At 67.2% G+C, this 18,843-nt stretch carries 20 protein-coding genes; 11 read left to right on the top strand and 9 right to left on the bottom strand.

The genetic code is table 11. From position 1 onward, the window contains the following. Both AUL36_RS12015 and AUL36_RS12010 read left to right on the top strand, forming a co-directional pair. On the top strand, positions 1–507 hold a 507-nt coding region (locus AUL36_RS12015; RefSeq protein ID WP_244497110.1), incomplete at its 5' end, for a lyase family protein. 113 nt (positions 508–620) lie between these two features. Further along, positions 621–2,513, top strand: coding sequence for a bifunctional sugar phosphate isomerase/epimerase/4-hydroxyphenylpyruvate dioxygenase family protein (locus AUL36_RS12010; RefSeq protein ID WP_062220941.1), 1,893 nt, complete (start codon positions 621–623; stop codon positions 2,511–2,513). 191 nt (positions 2,514–2,704) lie between these two features. On the opposite strand, the gene AUL36_RS12005 is transcribed toward AUL36_RS12010, so the two are convergent. Genes AUL36_RS12005 through AUL36_RS11990 form a run of 4 tightly spaced genes read right to left on the bottom strand, consistent with a single transcriptional unit; the run spans position 2,705 to position 5,717 of the window. Then, entirely contained in the window at positions 2,705–3,454 is a 750-nt protein-coding gene (locus tag AUL36_RS12005) for an amino acid ABC transporter ATP-binding protein (protein ID WP_153005313.1), read from the bottom strand. A gap of 54 nt (positions 3,455–3,508) precedes the next feature. Beyond that, the gene (locus AUL36_RS12000) at positions 3,509–4,330 is read right to left on the bottom strand and encodes a transporter substrate-binding domain-containing protein (RefSeq protein ID WP_082655784.1); all 822 of its coding nucleotides are present in this window, start codon (positions 4,328–4,330) and stop codon (positions 3,509–3,511) included. Between the two features lie 51 nt (positions 4,331–4,381). Then, a complete protein-coding gene (locus AUL36_RS11995; RefSeq protein WP_062220938.1) occupies positions 4,382–5,038 on the bottom strand; it encodes an amino acid ABC transporter permease in 657 nt (218 codons plus the stop codon). 10 nt (positions 5,039–5,048) lie between these two features. Next, positions 5,049–5,717, bottom strand: a complete 669-nt coding sequence (locus AUL36_RS11990) for an amino acid ABC transporter permease (RefSeq protein WP_058601771.1) — start codon at positions 5,715–5,717, stop codon at positions 5,049–5,051. 149 nt (positions 5,718–5,866) lie between these two features. Here AUL36_RS11990 and AUL36_RS11985 point away from each other — a divergent pair, with 149 nt between their 5' ends. Beyond that, on the top strand, positions 5,867–6,781 hold the full coding sequence (locus tag AUL36_RS11985; protein ID WP_082655783.1) for a LysR family transcriptional regulator: 915 nt from the start codon (positions 5,867–5,869) through the stop codon (positions 6,779–6,781). A gap of 5 nt (positions 6,782–6,786) precedes the next feature. Here AUL36_RS11985 and AUL36_RS11980 read toward each other — a convergent pair whose 3' ends face one another. The 4 genes from AUL36_RS11980 to AUL36_RS11965 all read right to left on the bottom strand — a co-directional run bounded on the left by AUL36_RS11980 (position 6,787) and on the right by AUL36_RS11965 (position 10,083). Then, on the bottom strand, positions 6,787–7,452 hold the full coding sequence (locus tag AUL36_RS11980) for a transporter substrate-binding domain-containing protein (RefSeq protein ID WP_062220935.1): 666 nt from the start codon (positions 7,450–7,452) through the stop codon (positions 6,787–6,789). An 8-nt stretch (positions 7,453–7,460) separates the two neighbouring features. Continuing rightward, on the bottom strand, positions 7,461–8,234 hold the full coding sequence (hpaI, locus tag AUL36_RS11975; protein WP_156418359.1) for a 4-hydroxy-2-oxoheptanedioate aldolase: 774 nt from the start codon (positions 8,232–8,234) through the stop codon (positions 7,461–7,463). Then, entirely contained in the window at positions 8,231–9,013 is a 783-nt protein-coding gene (gene hpaH, locus AUL36_RS11970; protein WP_062220932.1) for a 2-oxo-hept-4-ene-1,7-dioate hydratase, read from the bottom strand. Before hpaH ends, hpaI begins: the two co-directional genes overlap by 4 nt. 176 nt (positions 9,014–9,189) lie before the next feature. Continuing rightward, positions 9,190–10,083 (bottom strand): dioxygenase family protein, encoded by an 894-nt coding sequence (locus tag AUL36_RS11965; protein ID WP_062220930.1) that lies wholly within the window; start codon positions 10,081–10,083, stop codon positions 9,190–9,192. 336 nt (positions 10,084–10,419) lie between these two features. Between AUL36_RS11965 and AUL36_RS11960 the strand changes: the two genes are divergently transcribed. From AUL36_RS11960 to AUL36_RS23250, 8 genes are all read left to right on the top strand, one after another. Beyond that, positions 10,420–11,103 (top strand): GntR family transcriptional regulator, encoded by a 684-nt coding sequence (locus AUL36_RS11960; RefSeq protein ID WP_058601767.1) that lies wholly within the window; start codon positions 10,420–10,422, stop codon positions 11,101–11,103. Further along, entirely contained in the window at positions 11,100–11,918 is an 819-nt protein-coding gene (locus tag AUL36_RS11955; protein ID WP_062220927.1) for a sugar phosphate isomerase/epimerase family protein, read from the top strand. The genes AUL36_RS11960 and AUL36_RS11955 overlap by 4 nt, the downstream gene beginning before the upstream one ends. 102 nt (positions 11,919–12,020) lie before the next feature. Continuing rightward, positions 12,021–12,851: a transporter substrate-binding domain-containing protein gene (locus AUL36_RS11950; RefSeq protein WP_156418360.1), complete on the top strand. Its 831-nt coding sequence runs from the start codon at positions 12,021–12,023 to the stop codon at positions 12,849–12,851. Between the two features lie 194 nt (positions 12,852–13,045). Continuing rightward, positions 13,046–13,918, top strand: a complete 873-nt coding sequence (locus AUL36_RS11945; protein ID WP_062220924.1) for a shikimate dehydrogenase — start codon at positions 13,046–13,048, stop codon at positions 13,916–13,918. A 43-nt stretch (positions 13,919–13,961) separates the two neighbouring features. Next, positions 13,962–14,408: a type II 3-dehydroquinate dehydratase gene (gene aroQ, locus AUL36_RS11940; protein WP_062220921.1), complete on the top strand. Its 447-nt coding sequence runs from the start codon at positions 13,962–13,964 to the stop codon at positions 14,406–14,408. 35 nt (positions 14,409–14,443) lie between these two features. Further along, entirely contained in the window at positions 14,444–15,460 is a 1,017-nt protein-coding gene (locus AUL36_RS11935) for a Gfo/Idh/MocA family protein (RefSeq protein ID WP_062220918.1), read from the top strand. Positions 15,461–15,645: 185 nt separating this feature from the next. Next, positions 15,646–16,203, top strand: coding sequence for a hypothetical protein (locus tag AUL36_RS11930; protein WP_156418357.1), 558 nt, complete (start codon positions 15,646–15,648; stop codon positions 16,201–16,203). A gap of 176 nt (positions 16,204–16,379) precedes the next feature. Beyond that, on the top strand, positions 16,380–16,526 hold the full coding sequence (locus AUL36_RS23250; protein WP_082640129.1) for a DUF1127 domain-containing protein: 147 nt from the start codon (positions 16,380–16,382) through the stop codon (positions 16,524–16,526). 306 nt (positions 16,527–16,832) lie between these two features. On the opposite strand, the gene AUL36_RS11925 is transcribed toward AUL36_RS23250, so the two are convergent. Next, positions 16,833–18,842 carry an acetyl-CoA carboxylase biotin carboxylase subunit gene (locus AUL36_RS11925; RefSeq protein WP_062220912.1) on the bottom strand — a complete coding sequence of 670 codons (2,010 nt, stop codon included), beginning with the start codon at positions 18,840–18,842 and terminating at the stop codon, positions 16,833–16,835. Position 18,843 lies beyond the last annotated feature (1 nt).

Below are 18,843 nucleotides of genomic sequence, written 5' to 3'. Positions count from 1 at the left end.
GGGGCAGCCCTGCCGATCCAGCTCGGGGGGCCGATCGGCCATGGCGCGAGCTTCGGCGCGCCGTATGAGGCGCTGCGCGCGGCGCTGGCCGCCCGCCTCGGCCTTCGCGACACAGCGCCCTGGCACAGCGACCGCACCCTCATCCTCGACATCGCGCAGAGCTTCGCCCTTCTCACCGGCACACTCGGCAAGATCGGACAGGATTTGGCGCTGATGGCGCAGAACGAGGTCGGCGCGGTGTCGCTGCCGGGCGGCGGCGCGTCCTCGGCCATGGCGCACAAGCAGAACCCGGTCGCGGCCGAAGTGCTCGTGTCGCTGGCGCGTCTCAATGCCGGGTATCTCGGCACGCTCGCCCAGTCCCTCGTGCATGAGAACGAACGCTCCGGCGCGGCCTGGACGCTGGAATGGCTGGTGCTGCCGGATATGGCGCAAGCGACCGGCGCGGCCTTGCGCCATGCCGCCATGCTGCTCGCCGGCCTGCGCTTTCAGCCGCGAACGGAGCCGTGATCGCGGCCGCTGCTTTGCCGGCTTGAGATCGCCCCTCTCTTCGCCCACCATCCGCGACGAGCCGCCTATCCGTTTCGCCCATCGCCCATCCGCCGACCTGTTGGAGCCGTCTCATGAAGACCTCGATCGCCACCGTCTCCTTGTCCGGCGACCTGTCGGAAAAGCTCGCCGCCATCGCGCAGGCGGGCTTCGGCGCGGTCGAGATTTTCGAGAACGACTTTCTCGCCTTCGATTCCGGCCCGCGCGAGGTCGGGCGCATGGTGCGCGACGCCGGCCTCACCATCTCGCTCTTCCAGCCCTTCCGCGATTTCGAGGGCCTGCCCGAGCCCCAGCGCGCCAAGGCTTTCGAGCGCGCGCGGCGCAAGTTCGAGACGATGAACGAGCTGGGCACCGACCTCATTCTCATCTGCTCCTCCGTCTCGCCCCTGGCGCAAGGCGGCATCGACCGGGCGGCGGACGATCTGCGCGAACTCGGCGACATCGCCAAGGCCGCCGGCGTGCGCGTCGGCTACGAGGCGCTGGCCTGGGGCCGCTTCGTCAACGACCATCGCGACGCCTGGGAGATCGTGCGCCGCGCCGACCACCCGCATATCGGCCTCATCCTCGACAGTTTCCACACGCTCTCGCGCGGGCTCGACCCCGCCTCGATCCGCTCCATCCCCAAGGACAAAATCTTCATCGTCCAGATGGCGGATGCGCCGAGGCTCGATCTCGATCTTCTGTCCTGGAGCCGGCACTATCGCAACATGCCGGGGCAGGGCGATCTGCCGGTGGCCGACTTCATGGCCGCCGTCGAGGCCACGGGCTATGACGGCTATTACTCGCTGGAAATCTTCAACGACCAGTTCCGCGCCGGCTCGGCCCGCCAGACCGCCGTGGATGGCCGGCGCTCCCTGATCTACATGATGGACCGGCTCAAGGCGGAAGGGCGCGCGGTGAAAGGCCCGTCCGAGCCGAGCCCGCTGCCCCCGCCCGCCCAAACGGCGGGCGTCTCCTTCGTGGAATTCGCCGCCGACACGTTCTCGGCGCAGTCGCTGTCGAAGCTTCTCCAATCCATCGGCTTCGCCCATGCCGGCACGCATCGCTCCAAGGACGTGGAGCTTTACGCGCAAGGGAACTTGCGCGTCGTGATCAACACCGAGGTCGAGGGCTTCGCGCATTCGGCCTATGTGGTGCACGGCACCAGCGTCGCCGCGCTCGGCCTGCGGATGCGGGACGCGTCGGCGGCCTTTGCGCGCGCCGAAGGGCTGCTCGCCACGCCCTTCCGCCAGCCGGTCGGGCAGGGCGAGCTGGAGCTTCCCGCGATCCGGGGCGTCGGGGGGAGTCTTCTCTATCTGGTGCCGGAGGCCGAAGCGCTGGATCGCCAGTGGGAAACCGATTTCGACCTGAAGCCCGGTTGGAACCAGCATGCAGGCGCGGGCCTCAAGGCGGTGGATCACATCGCCCAGACCGTGCGCTTCGAGGACATCCTGTCCTGGACGCTGTTCTACCGCTCGATCTTCGACCTGAAGCCCCTGCCGGCGGTGGAGGTGCCCGATCCCGGCGGTCTGGTGCTGAGCCAGGTCATCGAGAACGCCGATGCCAGCCTTCGCATCGTACTCAACGGCTCGCAATCGACGCGCACGCTCTCGTCCCGCTTCGTGTCGCAATTCGTCGGGCCGGGGGTCCAGCATATGGCGCTGAGCACCGACGACATCTTCGCGACCGCCGCCGCGCTTGCCGCCCATGGCGTCTCCTTCCTGCTCATTCCGCAGAATTATTACGACGATCTCGACGCCAAGTTCGACCTCGCGCCCGACATGCTGGACGCCATGCGCCGCACCGGCATCCTTTATGACCGCGACGAGGCCGGCGATTATTTCCAGATCTACCTGAAGGCGCTGGATGGCGGCTTTTTCATCGAGATCGTCCAGCGCCGCGCCTATCGAGGCCTCGGCGCGGCCAACGCGCCCATTCGCTTGGCGACGCAGGCCCGCCAGACGCCGGTGACGATTCCGCTTCTCTGAGCCCAGCCCGGCAGGAGGCGCCGCTCCCTTCGGTGGAGGGGGCGGCCTTGGCGGATCGAAGGCGAGACGAACCAGGGATCATCCAAACGCCAAGAGCGCCTCCGCCGAACATCGGTTCGTTGGAGGCGCTCTCGTTTGTGCTTCTGTGAAAGTGCGAGCGCGAAAGCCGATCCGGCTTTCGCTGGAGAACCCTAGTGCAGGATTTCGCCGAGGAAGGCGCGCGCGCGCTCGTGGCGCGGGGCCTGGAAGAAAGCCTCCGGGCTGTTCTCCTCGATGATCTCGCCATCGGCCATGAAGATCACGCGGTCGGCCACCTGCCGGGCGAAGCCCATCTCGTGCGTCACGCAGATCATGGTCATGCCGTCGCGGGCAAGACCCACCATCGTGTCCAGCACTTCCTTGACCATCTCGGGGTCGAGCGCGGAGGTCGGTTCGTCGAAGAGCATGGCGATCGGCTCCATGCAGAGCGCGCGGGCAATCGCCACGCGCTGCTGCTGGCCGCCCGAAAGTTGGGCGGGATATTTGTCGGCCTGATTGCCGATCCGCACGCGCTCCAGAAAGCGCCGCGCGGTGGCCTCGGCCTCCTCGCGCTTGGTGCCGCGCACGCGCATCGGGGCGAGCATGCAGTTTTCCAGAACGGTCATATGCGGGAAGAGGTTGAACTGCTGGAACACCATGCCGACCTCGCGGCGCACGATGTCGATGGACTTCTGCCCGTCGCTGAGCTCCGTGCCATCCACCACGATCCGGCCCGACTTGATCGGCTCCAGATGGTTGATGCAGCGGATGAGCGTCGATTTGCCCGAGCCCGACGGCCCGCACAGGACGATCTTCTCGCCGCGCTTGACCGTCAGGTTCACGTTCTTGAGGGCGTGGAAGGAGCCGTAATACTTCTCCACGTTGTCCATGCGGATCAGAATGTCGTCGCTGGTGGCGGTCATCGGTTCCTCCCGTGCCCGGCGTGCGCCGTTTCGGGCGCGCGCACGAGGATGTCTTTACTGGCTGACGGTGAAGCTGACGCCGTCGATCGTCGCCGGCAGGTCGGTCACCGGCACCTGCAGCCATTCGGCATAGGAGGCCTTGTAGCCCTCGCTGCCGATATAGCTCTTCAGGAAGTCGTTGAGCGCCGCGTTCCAGTCGCGCTCGCCCTGACGCGTCGCGACGCCCTGATAGAGCTGGCCGATCGGGAACTTGTTCTCGTAGGTGCCGGGCGAGGCCTTCTCGAGGCGCTGGATATAGAACTGGTTGGAGCCGACCGCCTGCACCTGACCCGACAGAAGCGCCTGGATATTGGCGGCGTCATCGTCGAAGCGGCGGATATCGGCTTTCGGCGCTTCCTTGGTGAGGATCGTGTCCATGGGTGCGGAGCGCGGCACGCCGACGCTGACGCCGGCGAGCGAGGCGGCATCGGGCAGCTTCGCGCTCTTGGCGGCCGTCACGTAGAGCGTGTTGGCGGCATAGGGGTGGCTGAACTGCACGGATTTGGCGCGCTCGGCCGTGATGCCGACGGAGGCGATCAGCATGTCCACGCGGTTGGCGGTGAGCGCGGGAATGCGGTTGGCGACCGCGAGCGGCACGAACTCGGCTTCCAGCCCGAGGCTCTTGGCGAAGGCGCGGCCCACCGCCGCGTCGAAGCCCTGCGCCTCGCCCGTCGTCGACAGGCAGCCCCAGGGGCAATTGTCGGCCTGGATGCCGATGCGCACCTTGCCGGCGGCCTTGGCTTCATCCAGCGTCATGGCACCGGCGGGCAGGGCGGCGGCGATCAGCGCGACAGCGGCTAGGCCGAGACCGAGCGTGCGGGTGAGCGTCTTCATCATGATGTTCCTCCTCTTTTATTCTTAAGCAGTTCGGCGACCGCGCGCCGCCTCTTAACGGGCGGCCTGCGCGAGCCGGCGCTCCATCCGGCTGCCCCAGAGCGACAGGGGCCAGCACATCAGGAAATACAGGATGCCGACGATCCCGAAGACGAGAAGCGGCCGGAAGGTCTGGTTGGAGACGATCTGCCCGGCGCGCGAAAGCTCGATGAAGCCGACAATGGCGGCGAGCGAGGTGCCCTTGAGAAGCTGCACCAGGAAGCCGATGGTCGCTGGCAGCGACAGGCGAAAGGCCTGCGGCAGGATGACGTCGCGCATCCGGCTGCGATATTTGAGGCCGAGCGCATGGGCCGCCTCGCTCTGGCCGAGCGGCACTGCCTCGATGGCCCCGCGCCAGATCTCGCCCAGGAAGGCCGAGGCGTGGGCGGTGAGGGCCACCGCGACCGCCAGCCACGGGTCCACGTTGAGGCCGAAGAGCGGCAGGCCGAAGAACACGACGAACAGCTGCATCAGCAGCGGCGTGCCCTGAAACACCACGATCCAGGCCTTGGCGGGCCAGCGCAGGGCGCGGTGCTTCGACACGCGCGCCAGCGCCACCACGAGGCCGAACAGGATGCCGCCGACGAAGCCGAACGCGGTGAGGATCAGCGTCCAGCCGAGGCCGCGCAGGAGAAAGAGGATTTCCGGAAGGCCGATCGTGCTCGTTCCCATATCCCGCGCCTCACTTCGTCGGATAGTTGAAGGACAGGCGCGCGATGGCGGCAAGACCCGTCATCAGGAGCCAGGACAAGACGAGATAGATGCCCGTGATCGTGAAATAGACCTCGAAGGAGCGGAACGTGTCGCCGTCGATGCGCTGGGCGACGCTGGTCAGCTCGAAGGCCGAGATCGAGGTCGCGATCGAGGTCATCAGCGTGAGCAGCACGAACTGGCTGGCGAGCGAGGGGAAGATCGCGCGCAGCGCCGGCTTCAGGATGATGAGCCGGAAGATGTCGGCGCGCGACAGGCCGAGCGCGAAGCCCGCCTCGCTCTGGCCCTTCGGAATGCTCTCGACGCCGCCGCGAATGATCTCGATGGCATAGGCTCCGCCATTCAGGCCGAGCGCCAGGATCGCTGTCGTCGTGGGGTCGAGCCGCACACCCGCCAGGGGCAGCGCGAAGAAGATAAAGAAGATCTGAACGAGGAACGGCGTGTTGCGCACCAGTTCCACGAAGGCGATCACCAGACCCGCGCCGATGCGCGAGTTGGATCGGCGCACGGCAACGCCGGCGACGCCGATGATCATGGCGAGGATCATGCCGCAGAGCGCCAGCCAGAGGGTGCCGAGCGTGCCCCAGGCGAGCTCCGGCCAACGCGCCAGGACGGCGCCGAAGTCGAGTTCGACGTTCAAGCCTGTTCTCCCATCGAGCCGTCCCCATGTCTCTCCCGGACAGCCCTATGCCAAGCCATCGCAAGAGCGTCCCCGAACGTCAAATACCGATTTCGTAATCCACGGAACATCATGTTAATCTGCCCTCCTGCAAGAGCCGGGAGAGAGCGGTGGCCAAGGACCTGACGCTGCGCCAGATCGAGGTGATCCGCGCCGTGATGGTCGCGGGTACGATCCAGGGTGCGGCCAAGCTCATGGGCGTTTCGGCGCCGGGCGTCAGCCGCCTCCTGAAATACACCGAGGACACGGTCGGCATCCGCCTGTTCGAAAGGAAGGGCGGCGTCTTCCTGCCCGCCTCCGAGGCGCAGATGATCTTCGCCGTGGTGGATCAGGTGCATCGCGAGATCGGCAATCTCAACGAGGCCGTCAGCCTGCTGCAACGCGGCGACAATTCGGTCCTGAGCTTCGCCTCGGCCCCGTCCATCGCGCAGTTCATCGCCGCGCGGGTGATCCGCTCGTTGCGCCAGACCTTTCCCAATCTCAGCATCGATCTCAACGTGCTGAAGATCGAGGAGACGGCCGATTACCTGCTTCTGGAGCGCGGCGAGTTCGTCATCATGAGTTCGCCCAGCACCCATTCCGCGCTGGTCTCGCGCCCGCTGGCGCAAGGGCGACTCGTGGTGATCGTGCCGGAGGGCCACGCCTTGGCGGCTCGGGAGGCGATCTCCATTCACGAGCTGGCGCGGGAAGCGGTGATCGGCGTCGATCCCGGCGATCCCTATGGCGCGGCGCTGGCGCGGCCCTTCGTGGACGCCGGGCTGACGCCGCATTACACGATGCGCGGCCGCTTCGCCCAGACGGTGGTGTCGCTGGTGCGCCATGGGCTCGGCGTCGCGCTGATCGACGAGTTCTCCGTGGCGGAGGTCTATATGCCCGGCCTCGTCCAGCGCCCGCTGGCCGAGCCGAGCGTGATCGTGCCCTATGCGCTGATGAAGCGCGGGCGCGTCCTGTCGAGCTTCGCCGAGGACGCGATCGAGCGCTTCCGGGTCGAACTGGTGCAAAGCTCGGGCGCGGGCGCTTCGTAGCGCGGTCATGAGGCGGCCGGCTCGGCTCTCGCCGCGAACCAGGCTTCGAGCGCCGCCTGCGCGTGCGTCTTGCCCAGCGCGATGGCGAGCGCCTGGGGAATGCGCAACACGTCGTCCTCCATCAGGCGCACCGCCGCGTTCTCCCGCGCCAGCCCGGCCAAGGTCGAGCGGATGCCGGCCACGAAGTCGCAGGTGCCGTCGAGCAGGGCTGCGCGCGCGGCCTTGGGGCTGTCGAAGGGGACGAGTTCGGCCTGGGCGGTGCTCGCCTGGAGATGCGCCGTATAGGCCGCGCCGCGTACCACTGCGATCCGAACGCCCTCAGCATCCGCGCCCCGGCAGGTCGAGATGTCGGAGCGCCCAAGCGTTGCCAGCGTCGCATCGACACGCGCGAAGGGTGGCAGGAAGTGGATGCGGTCGCGGCGCGAGGGCTCGACGGCAAGCACCGCCGCGTCCCAGGCGGCCATGTCGGCGAGGATCGCCCCGCCCGATGCGAAGGGCAGGATCTCCACCGCGATGCCCCAGTCGTCGGCCAGCCGCCGCGACAGATCGATCGCCTTGCCCCGGAAAGCGCCGGGGCTCGTCTCCGCCGCCATCTCGGCATTGGCGACATTGACCGCCAGCCGCAGCGCGCCGGTCGGCAGGAGCTCTTGCCGCGCGGTGTCCGTGAGCAAGGCCGCTCTCACGTCTGAAACTCGGCTGCAAGGGTTTCCGTCTGGCGGGCGAGGATGCCGAGATCGACGCCCACCGCCGTGAAGCTCGTGCCGAGCGCGATGCAGCGCTTGGCGAAACTTTTGTCGGGCGTCAGGATGCCCGCCGGCTTGCCGGAGGCCGCGATGCGCGCGATCGCGCCTTCCACCGCCGCGACGACCTCGGGGTGACCGGGCTGGCCGACATGGCCGAGGCTGGCCGCCAGATCGGCCGGGCCGATGAAGACGCCATCGACGCCCTCCACCGCCGCGATCTCCTCCAGCCGGTCCAGAGCCTCGCCGGTCTCGACCTGCACGAGAAGGCACAGCTCGCTTTCCACGGTTTTCGCATAGTCCGCCACCCGCCCGAAGCGCGTGGCGCGCGTCAGCGCCGAGACGCCGCGAATGCCGGATGGGGGATAGCGCATGGCCTCCACAGCCGCTCTCGCTTCCGCCGCCGACTGGACATAGGGGATCAGCAGCGTCTGCGCGCCGATATCGAGAAAGCGCTTGATGAGCACGGGATCGTTCACCGCCGGGCGCACCACGGGCGACACGTCATAGGGGGCGAGCGCCTGAAGCTGCGGCAGGACGGTGAGCACGTCGCCCGGCGAATGCTCGGTGTCGAGCAGAATCCAATCGAAGCCCGACCCCGCCAGCGCCTCCGTGACGAAGGCGTCGGGGATCGCCGACCAGAGGCCGACCTGCGACCGGCCTTCGCGGAGCCCGGCCTTGAAAGCGTTGCGGGGCAGGGGCAGGGCGGTCATGTGAAGGACACGCCGATCGCGCCGCAGGGGCCGTAATCGGCGTGGATCACGTCGCCCGGCGCAATGTCCACCGGCCGTGTGAAGGAGCCGCCGAGCACGATCTGCCCTTTCTTCAGGCCCGCGCCGACATCGGCCAGCTTGTTGACGAGCCAGGCGATGCCCGCCGCCGGATGGCCCATGATCGCGGCCGATACGCCGGACTCCTCGATGATGCCGTTCTTCGACAGGGTCGCGCCGATCCAGCGCACGTCCACGTCGAAGGGGCGGAACACCCGGCCGCCCACCACGATGGCCCCGAAGGCGGCGTTGTCGGCGATCGTGTCGGTGATGGCGCGCGGCACGTCCGTGCGATAATCGATGATCTCCAGCGCCGGCACGACATATTCCGTCGCCCGCATCACGTCGTGAATGCGCGTGCCCGGTCCTTTCAGGTCTTCGCCCATGACGAAGGCGAGTTCGACTTCGAGGCGCGGCTTGATGAAGCGCGTGGCCGGAATCTGCGCGCCGTCATTGAACAGCGCGTCGTCGAGAATGCGCCCGTAATCGGGCTCGGTCATCTTGGAGGCCATCTGCATGGCGCGGGAGGTCAGGCCGATCTTGTGGCCGGCCAGCCGCGCGCCACGGGCGATGCGCTGCTCGGCCCAGAGATCCTGAATGCGATAGGCGTCCTCGATCTCCATCTCGGGGTATGTGCGGCTGAGCTGCACCACGGGCACGCGGGTTTCCTCGGCGCGCAGGATGGAGGCGGCGGCCTCGCGGCGTTGGTCGTCGGTCAGCATCGTCTCGGCTCCTTAGAGACTGTTTCGAAAGTCCCCCGGTCGGCTCGCCGGGTCTTTCAGCCCCTCACTTCGTTGCCAATCCTCGCCGATGCCACCGGCATCGACTGCGTTTGGCGCCTCGTGGAGCGGCTGAAATCCCTCGCCGCCCCTCCGCCGGGGACTTCCGAAAGAGTCTCTTACTTGATGGGCGGGCGCGGCAGCACGGCCTCGCCGGGTTCCATGACGTAGGTGTAGTCGAGCTGCACCCACGGGCCCGCCAGGTCAGGCCGGTCCGGGTGGGGCTCGGTGTGCTCCACGAAATCGCCCGTCAGCGCCTTGGTGACGCCGAACTGCACGTCGCTATCGATCCAGGGGCAGGACGGGTCGAAGACCTGGGAAATCAGCGTCTTGTAGCCCGGCTTGAAGATCAGCGCGTGAAGATGGGCGGGGCGATAGGGATGGCGGCCCTGCGCCTTCAGGAGACGCCCGACGACGCCCCCGGTCGGGATCGGATAGCCGATCATGCGCACCGACCAGAAGGAGAAGCGGCCGTCCGCGTCGGTGGTGAACTTGCCGCGCAGGTTCATCTCGGCCTGCTCGGGGTCCTGGTTCTCGTAGAGGCCGACGGGCGAGGCGTGCCAGACATCGACCTCCGCCCCCACGATCGGCTGTCCCTCGGCATCCTCGACGCGCGCCGTGACGAAGAGCGGCGTGCCCGGCGTGTCCGAGCGGATGATCGATCCGCCATTTTCCACGCGCGGCGAGTTCAGCCGCCAGAAGGGTCCGAGCAGCGATTGCGAGGTTTCCGTCTGCCCGCCCTCGCCATTGTTGAGCAGGCACACCAGCGTGGAGACGCCGAGCGAGCCCGACATGAGCACGAACTCGTTGTGCGAGTCGCTGGCGAGCGCGCCGATCTCGTTGAGGATCGCGGTGGCCTCGCGGAACTCCGCCTCGGTCAGCCGGACGTCGCGCACGAAATCATGGAGATGGCGGATCAGCGACATCAGGATCTCCCGAAGCCTCGGGTCCTGCGTGCGCGCCGTCACGTCCAGCACCGCCGGCGTCACGTCCTCTTGCGTGCGAATGACCATGACAAAGCCTCCCCCTCCGGGTCGAATAGCTGACCGATCATCGATTATTCGTCAAGAGGTTTGCATCCAATCGTCTTGATCGAAGGCGATGCAGCGTCGTTCCATCCCGAGAATTCCATCAGGGAACCCTGCATTTGAGGGGTTTTCAGGCGTTCAGATGGACCGCAGCAATGTCCGAACCGGTACGCTCACAAAACGAAGCGCCGCGCATTGACAGGGATAATCGTTTTTCGTAGCCATCGTCATGAGAGCTTGGGAGCACGGGACAAGGCTGTGGCGGCTTCGTTGAGCGAGCGGGAAGACGGCCGAAAGGCAGGGGCGGCAGAGGCCGCCGCCGTGCGCCCGCTCCTGGACGACGGCAAGAACACGATCGCCAGTCAGCTCGTCCACCGCCTGCGCGAGGCCATCGTTTCCGGCCAGCTGGAGGCGGGAGCCAAGATCAATCTCGACCGCGCCCGCCAGAACTTCAATGTCAGCCTCAGCCCCTTGCGCGAGGCCTTGGCGCGGCTCATCGCCGACGGTCTGGTGGAGTTCGAGGACAATCGCGGCTACCGCGTCACCCCGCTGTCGCTGGCCAATCTGGAAGAGATCACCCGCCTGCGCGTGGAGATGGAGACATTCGCGCTGCGCGAGGCCATGCGGGTCGGCGACGTGGAATGGGAGGGGCACGTCATGCGCGCGCTGCACCGTCTCAACCGCGCCGAGCGCGATCCCGCCCGGCCGGAAACTCTCGAACTCTGGGAAGAAGCCCATCGCGACTTCCACCTCACGCTGATTTCGGGATGCCGAAGCCCGCTGCTTCTGAATTTCTGCGGCATTCTCCTCAATCTCAACGACCGCTATCGCCGCACCTTCCTGACCCGCACCGCAGGCGACCGGAACGTGTCGGCCGAGCATAGCGAGATCGGCCAGGGCGCGGTCGCCCGCGACATGGACTACGCCTGCACCAAGCTCGGCGACCACATCCGGCGCACCGGCAACAATCTCGTGCGGCATCTGGCCGAGAAGGGCATCGCATGACGACCGAGGCCGTTCCGCTCGGAGTCGCGCATTTCTCCGCCATCGCGCTGCCGCCGCTCGATTTCGTGCGCGCCGCAGCTAAGGCGGGCTTCTCGCGAGTGGGCTTGCGTCTCCACCCCGCCTTTCCCGGCGCGCCCTTCTACGAGCTGCCGGCGGGCAGCTTGGCCGCGCGGGACGTGCGTTCGGCCTTGGCGGATCACGGGCTCTCGCTGTTCGACATCGAGTTCGTGATCCTGTCGCCCGATTTCCGGCCCGAAACCCTGAGGGGAATGCTCGAAGGCGCGGCGGCGCTCGGTGCAAAGCGGCTCAGCGTCTGCGGCGACGACCCGGAGGAGGCGCGCCTCACCGACACGTTCGCGGGCCTGTGCGATCTCTGCGCGGGGGTCGGCATGAGCGTCGATCTGGAGAATATGGGCTGGCGGCCGGTCGCCACGTTCGAGGCGGCGCTGCGCGTCGTGGAAGCGTCGGGCCGCGCCAATGCCGGCGTTCTCGTGGATGCGATCCATCTGTTCCGCAATGGCGGGCGGGTGAGCGAAGTCGCGAGCGCTCCGATTGGGCGCATCGCCGCGCTGCAACTGTGCGATGTCCGGGGGCAGGCCCCAACGAGCGCGGAGGGAATGGTGGCGGAAGCGCGCGCGGGGCGATTTGCGCCCGGCGAAGGGATGCTGCCGCTTGCCGACCTCCTCGCCGCCGTGCCAAGGGAGGCGGCCGTCGCCGTCGAGGTTCCGATCGCAGAAGGCCGCGAGCCCGCCGATCACCTCGCGCATCTGGCGCGGTGTGCCAGACATGTTTTGGGCGGTCAAAGCCTGCCCTGAGCCGAAGCCGTGAGACCCGCCGGGAGGGCAGGTCTCATGTCGAACATCTGGCCGCAAGCGCGGCCCAATCATCATCTATCCTGGGAGGATTTCATGATCTCGATGCTCACCAACACAAGCCGTCTCGCCCGCCGCGTGGCGCTGGCGACCGTCGCCTTGGCCGCCCTGTTTGGCTCGGTTTCGGCCGATGCCGCCTCGCTGGAAGAGGCCAAGGCGCGCGGGCGCGTCATCGTCGGCATTCAGGGCGACAATCAGCCCTGGGGCTTCGTGAACTCTGGCGGCCAGCAGGATGGGTTCGACGCCGACATCGCCCGCCTCTTCGCTAAGGATCTCGGCCTCGAGGTCGAGTTCACCCCGCTCGCCGTCTCCAACCGCATCCCGGCCCTGACCACGGGCAAGGTCGATGTGCTCTTCGCCACCATGGCGATGACGGAAGAGCGCGCCAAGGCGATCCAGTATTCCAAGCCCTATGCCGGCAACGTCATTTCGCTCTACGGACCGAAGGACAAGACCATGGCCAAGCCGGAAGACGCCAAGGGCATCGCCATCGGCGTGCCGCGCTCCAGCGCGCAGGACAAGGCCGCCACCGACTCGATGGGCAATATCGCCACCATCCGGCGCTTCGACGACGACGCCGCCTCGATCCAGGCGCTCCTGTCGGGTCAGGTCGAGGCGGTCGGCGGCAACCAGTTCTATCTCCAGCGCCTCGACGCCGCCGCCCCTGGCAAGTACGAGCGCAAGATCGACTTCCTCACCGTCTATAACGGCGCGGGGACGCGCAAGGGCGAGAAGGACTGGAACGAGGCGATCAACAAGTTCATCGACAAGATCAAGGGCGACGGCGAACTCGCCACCGCCTATGCCAAGTGGATGAAGGTGCCGGTTCCGGCCTTCCCCGAGTCCATCCCCAACATTCCCTTCACGGTGCAGTAAATCGGCCTGAAGGCGGGGCGGGCTTCTGCCCGCCTCGTCGCCGCTTCCGCGCTTCCAGCCGTGGAGCGCCCGTCACGATCTCCCGGCGAGACACGTAACTTGCCCGAGTGGCGAGACGACCCGGCCAGCCGATTCCGGCGGCTCGGTGCCGTTCAGCGCCTGCCGAAATCCTCCCGTGCCCAGAGGACGCCAGAATGCCCCATCAGGGTGACACATCCCCAATCGTCCGGGTCGGCCTGATCGGCTCCGACATCCAGCTCTCCAAGTCGCCCGGCCTGCATGAGACCGAAGGGCGCGCGCTGGGGCTGGACTATCGCTACACCCTGTTCGACACGCACCTTCCGCCCTTCGATGCCATGAGCCTGCCCGAGCTTCTGGCCCATGCGGAGGCGCAGGGCTTTGCCGGCGTCAACATCACCCATCCGTTCAAGCAGGCCGTCTTGCCGCATCTGATCGGCCTGTCGGACGATGCGGCCATGCTGGGCGCGGTCAATACGGTCGTGTTTCATCAGGGAAACCGCACCGGCCACAACACCGACTGGATCGGCTTCTACGAGAGCTTCCGCGCCGGGCTGCCGGGCGTCGCGCTGGGCTCGGCCGTGCTGCTCGGTGCGGGCGGGGCGGGGGTTGCCGTCGCCCATGCTGCGCTGAAGCTCGGGATCGGGCAGCTCCGCATCTTCGATCAGGACGGCGCGCGCGCCGACGCGCTGGCGGAGGCCCTGAACGGGCGCTTCGGCGCGGGCCGCTCGCAGGCCGTGCGCGATGTCGGGGTGGCGCTCGCGGCATCCGATGGCCTGATCCACGCGACCCCCACGGGGATGCCCGCCCATCCCGGCCTGCCGATCGAGCCGGACTGGCTGCGGCCCGAGCACTGGGTGGCCGACATCGTCTATATGCCTCTCGTCACCGAGCTTCTGGCGCTGGCCGAGCAGCGGGGCTGCCGGACGCTGCCGGGCGGCGGCATGACCGTCCATCAGGCCGCTGCCGCCTTCGCGCTGTTCTGCGGTCACACGCCCGACGCCGCCCGCATGACCCGCCATTTCGCGGACCTGTGCCGCGCCGGGTAAAACCCGCTATTTCTTCGAAAGCCAGACCACCGAAAGCCGCGCCATGAGCCTGATCTTCGTTCTCAACGGACCCAATCTCAACCTTCTGGGCAAGCGCCAGCCCCATATCTACGGTACGGAAACACTCGCCGATGTCGAGCGCGACTGCCGGGCGCTGGCGACGGAACTCGGCCACGAGATCCGCTTTCACCAGTCCAATCGCGAATACGAGATCATCGACTGGATTCACGAGGCGCGAGAGGTGGCGGCCGGCATCGTGATCAACCCCGCCGCCTTCACGCACACTTCGGTCGCTATCCTCGATGCGCTGAATACGTTCGAGCCGCCGGTGATCGAGGTCCACATTTCCAACGTCCACAAGCGCGAGAGCTTCCGCCACCATTCCTATGTCTCGCTGCGCGCCGACGGCGTGATCGCGGGGCTGGGAACGCAAGGCTATCTCCTCGGCATCCGCCGCGTCGCCACGCTGATCGCCGCCGCCGCGTCGTGAGCGGATCGGCCCCCCGCCCGGCCCGGCTCGCGGTGATGGGGGCCGGCCTCATCGGACGCCGCCATATCCAGCACGTCTCGGCCGAGCCGCAAGCCGAGCTGATGGCCGTGGTCGATCCCACCGACGCCGGGCGCCGTGCCGCGGCCGAGACAGGCGCGCCCTGGGCTTCGAGCCTGCGCGAACTTCTGGCCACGGAGCGGCCGGACGGCGTCATCATCGCCACGCCCAATCAGGTCCATGTCGAGAACGCGCTGGAGGCGGTGGCCGCCGGCATCCCGGTTCTGGTGGAAAAGCCCATCGCCGACGATCTGGCGGAGGGCGAGCGCCTCGTCGCAGCGGCGGAGCGCGCCGGCGTGCCTCTCCTTGTCGGCCATCACCGCCGCCACAACCCGATCATGCGCGCGGCGAGCGAGATCGTGGCGAGTGGGCGTCTGGGGCGGATCGTGGCGGTGAGCGCCCTGTTCTGGCTCTATAAGCCCGACGATTATTTCGACATGCCCTGGCGGCGCGAGCCGGGGGCGGGGCCGGTCTTCCTCAATCTCATCCACGATGTGGACAATCTGCGCGCTCTGCTGGGCGAAGTCGTCTCCGTGCAGGCGGTGGAGTCCAACACGGTCCGGGGCCACCCGGTCGAGGACACGGCCGCGATCATCCTCCAGTTCGCCTCCGGCGCGCTCGCGACCCTCTCGGTCTGCGACACGGCCGTCGCGCCCTGGAGCTGGGAGATGACGACGGGCGAAAACCCGGCCTACCCCCAGGCCGACGAAGCCTGCTATCTGATCGCGGGCACGCACGGATCGCTGTCGCTCCCCCAACTCGACATCTGGAGCAACGCGGGTCCGCGCAGCTGGTGGGAGCCGCTTCAGCGCGAGCGCATCGGCATCGCCCCGAAAGACCCCCTGGTGCTCCAGATCCGCCATTTCGTGGATGTGATCCGAGGCGACGCCGCCCCCCTCGTCAGCGGGCGGGAGGGCCTGCGAACCCTGGAGGTCATCATCGCCATCAAGCGAGCCGCCGAGATCGGAGAGCGCGTCACCTTGCCCTCGCGCTGACCCGGACCTTCTTCGACCCGCTCTGACACCGCGTTGATCGAGTCCCAGCGGCGCGTCGGATTCCAAGTCGAAGTCCCGACGGCCCCAGCCTGTCAGGGTGGGTCTGCGCCGAAGAACCGGTCACACTCATAGTTTGTAAAGCCGCAACTTCTATCGACCAGAAAGATCGATAGGGAGACACGGCGGTGCCCAAGGCAAAACGAGCGCTTCTGATTGCGGCCTTCGCATGGATGACGCTCGCGAAAGGCTCCATAGCCTATGCCGGTGATACGGCGGCGGTCATCCTGAGGGAGGATCAGTACCCTGAGCTCGTCCAGTTCTGCGACCGACCCGCGATCCCTTATCATGCAACCTGGCCCATAGGTCCGAGAGACGTTTCGGCGCTGGAAGCACGTCTGATCGAGCAGCCGGATCTTATCGAGGACCCCGATTTTCGAGGAAGCGATGCGAACCTTCAGAAGTGGCATCGCCAATATGGAGGCATCCTCTTCAGGGGAAGGCGAGCCATTTTCGCCAAATATTACCTGAAGAGCGACGGTTTCTTCTCGGGTCAGGACAGGCTGACCGAACCGCTTATTATTTGCGATTCAGACAGTGGGTGGCTCTGGTTTCTCTACGACGTGGAAAAACGGGCCATGATCGACCCCAATCCGCCCACTTGCCCGGTTCGTTTCATGCGCGGGGAAATGCGAATTCCGTGCTCCCAGCTCCAGCCGGACCCGAGCCGTTTTGGGGACGAGTGAGTTATGCGATGGCTGCATATCGGGCTTGCTCTCAGCCGATAGCGAAGAACTGCAAAGCTCCTCTTCGACCTTTGCGCTACTGCCCGATCAGCGGGAGGCGTAGGTTCTGCGCATCGGAAGAACACGCACATGCCGGCCACCACCGATGAGAGGCCGGACACGAAAGGAAGCTACCCATGTCCCTCGCTCGCTCCTTCAGCACCTGGCGCCAGTATCGCAACACGGCCGCCGAGCTGAACCGTCTCTCGCAGCGGGAACTCGCCGACCTCGGCATCGCACGCTCCGATATTCCGGCCATCGCCCGTCAGGCGGTCCGCTCCTAGTTTCCCCCTTTCGCTTCAGCTGGTCCTCCCCCACCTGAAGCGGACTGGCCGAACGGTTCCTCCCACCTTTCGGCTTCTCTCCAACGCCCTTGCCGGTCCTCCCCCGGTGAGGGCGTTTTTCGTTGTGGGAAGAAAAAGCCCGATGCGGGCATCAAGCGTCCGGTGGAATCGCCGCCCATGGCAAAGGCGAGGACGCGCCGATCCGCCCCCTCGCCGATCAGGGCGTTGCCTCGCGCCCCTGCCGAACCTGACGCGCAGGCGGCGAGGCCGGACGTTGCAGGCGCGCTGCCATCCCCTGGCTTCGGTTCACTCGAATTCGAGGATGACGAAGTCGGCGGGGAGGCTTTCGCCGACGCTGGCGTGGACGGCCAGAATCGTTGCTCCCTTTGCGGCGCGCAGGTTGTTTTCCATCTTCATGGCCTCGATCGTGCCCAGAATCTGCCCGGCCTCCACCCGGTCGCCGGGCCGGACGTGAAGCTGGGTCAGGAGGCCCGGCATCGGGCAGATCAGCAGGCGCGAGAGATCGGGCGGCAGCTTGACCGGCATGTGCCGGCGCAGCGCCGCCAGACGGGCCGAGCCGAGGCGCAGGGAATGCGTCGCGCCGTGCGTGGTGATCAGAAGCGCGTCCGGCCGCCGCTTGAGAAAGCCGGCGAAGGACTGGCCGTCCACCGTGCCTTCGAACAGCGCCTCGCCGGGACGCCAAGACGAGGCGACGGCGAGGCTGCGTCCGTTCACACTCACCCGCCAGAGGCCTTCGCTCTCCGTGCTGACGTGCACCTCATGCTCCTGATCGGCCAGCGAAACGGTGCGTTCCGGGCGGATCGGCAGCGGCCCGCCGAGCTGGCCCGTGAGGCTCGCGTCGCGCTGGCGGGTCGCGAAGTCCGCCACGGCCGCGACCGCGACGAGCCGCGCGGTGAGATCGTCGCCGGCCGGTGCGCCGGTGAATCCATCGGGGTATTCCTCCGCGATGAAGCCGGTCGTGAGCGCGCCCTCACGAAAGCGCGAATGCTGCATCAGGGCGGAGAGGAAATCGACATTGTGGCCGATGCCCTCGATGCGGAAGCGGTCGAGCGCCTCCACCTGGAGATCGGCCGCCGCCTCGCGCGTGGAGCCATGGGTGACGAGCTTGGCGATCATCGGATCGTAGAAGCGCGAAATCTCCGAGCCTTCCACCACGCCGTCATCGACGCGCACCGTGCCGCGCTCGCCCGATGAGGGCTCGGGCGGCTGGTAGCGCACGAGACGGCCGGTGGAGGGCAGGAAGCCGCGATAGGGGTCTTCGGCATAGACGCGTGTTTCGATGGACCAGCCGTTCAGCGTGACATCGTCCTGTGCGATCCGCAGCCGCTCGCCCGCCGCCACGCGGATCATCTCCTCCACGAGGTCGAGCCCGGTGACCATCTCGGTGACGGGATGCTCCACCTGAAGGCGCGTGTTCATTTCGAGGAAGTAGAAGCTCTCCCCCGTCGGGTCCGCGCCCGAGACGATCAATTCCACCGTGCCGGCGGAATGGTAGCCGACGGCCTTGGCCAGCGCCACCGCCTGCTCGCCCATGGCGCGGCGCATGTCCGGCGTGACGAAAGGCGAAGGCGCTTCCTCCACCACCTTCTGGTGCCGGCGCTGGATCGAGCATTCGCGTTCGCCGAGGTAAAGCACGGTGCCGTGCTTGTCCCCCAGAACCTGAATCTCGATATGGCGCGGCTCTTCGATGAACTTCTCGATGAAGACGCGGTCGTCGCCGAAGCTCGACAGACCCTCGCGCTTCACGGCCTCGAAACCCTCGCGCACGTCCCCTTCGGTCCAGGCGAGCCGCATTCCCTTGCCCCCGCCGCCGGCCGACGCCTTCATCATCACCGGGAAGCCGATATCGGCGGCGATCCGCACCGCGTATTCGGTATCGGCGATCTCACCGAGAAAGCCCGGCACGACATTGACGCCGGCTTCCGCCGCCAGCTTCTTCGATTGGATCTTGTCGCCCATGGCCGCGATGGCTCCAGGCGGCGGGCCGACAAAGGCGATGCCGGCTTCCTCGCAGGCGCGCGCGAAACTCTCGCGCTCCGACAGGAAGCCATAGCCGGGATGGATGCAGTCCGCGCCGGTGGCTTTAGCAGCATTGAGGATCAAGTCGGCTCGCAGGTAGCTCTCAGCCGCCGGCGCGGGGCCGAGGCGCACCGCCTCGTCGGCCATGAGCACGTGAGGCGCGCGCGCGTCCGCGTCGGAATAGACGGCGACGGTCTTGAGACCCATGCGCTTGGCGGTGCGCATGACGCGGCAGGCGATCTCGCCCCGGTTGGCGATGAGGATCTTCTGGAACACG

It is taken from the genome of Aureimonas sp. D3 (assembly GCF_001463805.1).
GTDB lineage: Bacteria > Pseudomonadota > Alphaproteobacteria > Rhizobiales > Rhizobiaceae > Aureimonas > Aureimonas ureilytica_A.
This window is presented reverse-complemented; position numbering and strand designations above follow the sequence as displayed.

Excerpts from the sequence above, each read along its gene's own strand:
- AUL36_RS12010 (WP_062220941.1), top strand. The coding sequence starts at position 621 with ATGAAGACCTCGATCGCCACCGTCTCCTTGTCCGGCGACCTGTCGGAA.
- AUL36_RS12005 (WP_153005313.1), bottom strand. The coding sequence starts at position 3,454 with ATGACCGCCACCAGCGACGACATTCTGATCCGCATGGACAACGTGGAG.
- AUL36_RS12000 (WP_082655784.1), bottom strand. The coding sequence starts at position 4,330 with ATGATGAAGACGCTCACCCGCACGCTCGGTCTCGGCCTAGCCGCTGTC.
- AUL36_RS11995 (WP_062220938.1), bottom strand. The coding sequence starts at position 5,038 with ATGGGAACGAGCACGATCGGCCTTCCGGAAATCCTCTTTCTCCTGCGC.
- hpaI (WP_156418359.1), bottom strand. The coding sequence starts at position 8,234 with ATGACCGCCCTGCCCCTGCCCCGCAACGCTTTCAAGGCCGGGCTCCGC.
- hpaH (WP_062220932.1), bottom strand. The coding sequence starts at position 9,013 with ATGCTGACCGACGACCAACGCCGCGAGGCCGCCGCCTCCATCCTGCGC.
- AUL36_RS11965 (WP_062220930.1), bottom strand. The coding sequence starts at position 10,083 with ATGGTCATTCGCACGCAAGAGGACGTGACGCCGGCGGTGCTGGACGTG.
- AUL36_RS11955 (WP_062220927.1), top strand. The coding sequence starts at position 11,100 with ATGACGACCGAGGCCGTTCCGCTCGGAGTCGCGCATTTCTCCGCCATC.
- AUL36_RS11950 (WP_156418360.1), top strand. The coding sequence starts at position 12,021 with ATGCTCACCAACACAAGCCGTCTCGCCCGCCGCGTGGCGCTGGCGACC.
- AUL36_RS11945 (WP_062220924.1), top strand. The coding sequence starts at position 13,046 with ATGCCCCATCAGGGTGACACATCCCCAATCGTCCGGGTCGGCCTGATC.
- aroQ (WP_062220921.1), top strand. The coding sequence starts at position 13,962 with ATGAGCCTGATCTTCGTTCTCAACGGACCCAATCTCAACCTTCTGGGC.
- AUL36_RS11935 (WP_062220918.1), top strand. The coding sequence starts at position 14,444 with ATGGGGGCCGGCCTCATCGGACGCCGCCATATCCAGCACGTCTCGGCC.
- AUL36_RS23250 (WP_082640129.1), top strand. The coding sequence starts at position 16,380 with ATGTCCCTCGCTCGCTCCTTCAGCACCTGGCGCCAGTATCGCAACACG.